The organism is Oleiphilus sp. HI0080 (genome assembly GCF_001635135.1).
In genome coordinates this window covers 1-1,459 of record NZ_LWFU01001031.1, presented here as the reverse complement: position 1 = coordinate 1,459, position 1,459 = coordinate 1, and the positions used below count along the sequence as shown (strand labels likewise).

Genomic DNA, 1,459 nt, shown 5'->3' with positions numbered 1-1,459 from the left:
CTGATACTAGAGCTGGAATCAGGATTAGAATCAGAAGTGAGAATATCCTGATAATGTTTCGCGCGTAGACCGAGTCCTAAGCCCTCTAGCTTTTGATCTGATACTTTCGAACCCATAGACCCGACCCCGCGCCAAAGCAGTACTTACTTAACTTTGCCGCCTACAATTTTTTTGCACGTTCCTTCTGGCACATACACCCACTCTTCTGGATCGCCATCGGTCGCAGCTTGGCCTGCACAGCTGTGCTTGCTAGTACCACAATCGTTCATGCCTGCTTTCGCGATACCCTGACATTTCTCGAAACCCGGCTTGCCTGCAAGTGCATCTGAAGATGCGCCCATTACGCCTAAAGTTACTAAGCCTGCAATTGTTGATTTAGTGAGTTTGCTTACTGTTGTCATCTCTTGATCCTCTCAAAGTTATTTGTTTTGGAATGCGCTATTTTTTAACACAGTCGCAAGTAGAGACTCGGCGCTTTGCGAGAAGTTCATATTTTTTTTGTTTTTGCATCACAGGCACAAGCAATTCAGAAGACGAACTAAAGCTTTTACTTATGCCTTTTCTACAACAAGATCTGACGTTAGATCGGGAGTAAGCGATCCGTTACACTTTCCTGATACTCGTGCATAATGACTCTGCATCCATCATAGAGTTCTCAAAGAGAGAAGAGCCATACATGATTATATCCATTCCGCAATTGATTCAGGAAGCGCGAACCAACTTAAATTGCGCAACCGCCAGTGAATGCCTGAATGACCTTCCTAAGAAGGCGATCATCATTGATGTCAGGGAACCTGGTGAAGTAGCTGAAGTAAGCGCTCCCAAGTCCGTCAATATTCCTCGCGGCGTAATTGAAATGAAAATTGGAGAGCACGCTTGCTCAGCAGACACGCCGATCTATATTCATTGTTCCACTGGAGCACGTGCGACACTGGCCGCCGAGCAACTTCAAAGAGTGGGCTATACCAACGTAATAGTCATTACCTGCGCTCTTGATCAAGTCTTGTCCGCACAAGCAGACAATTAATTCAAACCGTACATTCTCAGTAAAACGAGGTAGAGATTTTATGAGCCCCCCGATTGTAATCGACTACTACACTGATCTGCTTTGCGTCTGGGCTTGGATTGCTCAGCGTCGACTGGACGAACTACATGAACAATTTGGTGACCAGATTGCCATCAACCACTATTACATTGATCTTTTTGGTGACGTCGCTAAGAGAATAGAGCTGCAATGGACGGAGCGAGGCAGTTATGAAGGATTTGCTCAACACGTAATGCATGCAGTGCAACCATACGACAATGCGACAGTTAACGACCGTCTCTGGACAGAAGTTCGACCAAGCACTTCTGCTAATGCACATATGTTTATCAAAGCGATTTCACTCAGCTATGGACAAGACAAGGCAAAGGCCTTCGCTTTGACGCTAAGGCAAGCTTTCTTTATGCAAGCGTTAGA

At 45.6% G+C, this 1,459-nt stretch carries 3 protein-coding genes; 2 read left to right on the top strand and 1 reads right to left on the bottom strand.

What is annotated here, in order from left to right; all coding sequences use genetic code 11:
• Positions 1–143: 143 nt before the first annotated feature.
• The gene (locus A3751_RS19360) at positions 144–401 is read right to left on the bottom strand and encodes a DUF2282 domain-containing protein (protein ID WP_068451624.1); all 258 of its coding nucleotides are present in this window, start codon (positions 399–401) and stop codon (positions 144–146) included.
• A 275-nt stretch (positions 402–676) separates the two neighbouring features.
• On the opposite strand from A3751_RS19360, the gene A3751_RS19355 reads away from it, so the two are divergent.
• Complete coding sequence (locus A3751_RS19355) at positions 677–1,027, top strand: rhodanese-like domain-containing protein (protein ID WP_068451627.1); 351 nt, start codon at positions 677–679, stop codon at positions 1,025–1,027.
• Between the two features lie 40 nt (positions 1,028–1,067).
• Positions 1,068–1,459: DsbA family protein (locus A3751_RS19350; RefSeq protein WP_197466528.1), on the top strand; the 392-nt coding region annotated here is incomplete at its 3' end.

Excerpts from the sequence above, each read along its gene's own strand:
- A3751_RS19360 (WP_068451624.1), bottom strand. The coding sequence starts at position 401 with ATGACAACAGTAAGCAAACTCACTAAATCAACAATTGCAGGCTTAGTA.
- A3751_RS19355 (WP_068451627.1), top strand. The coding sequence starts at position 677 with ATGATTATATCCATTCCGCAATTGATTCAGGAAGCGCGAACCAACTTA.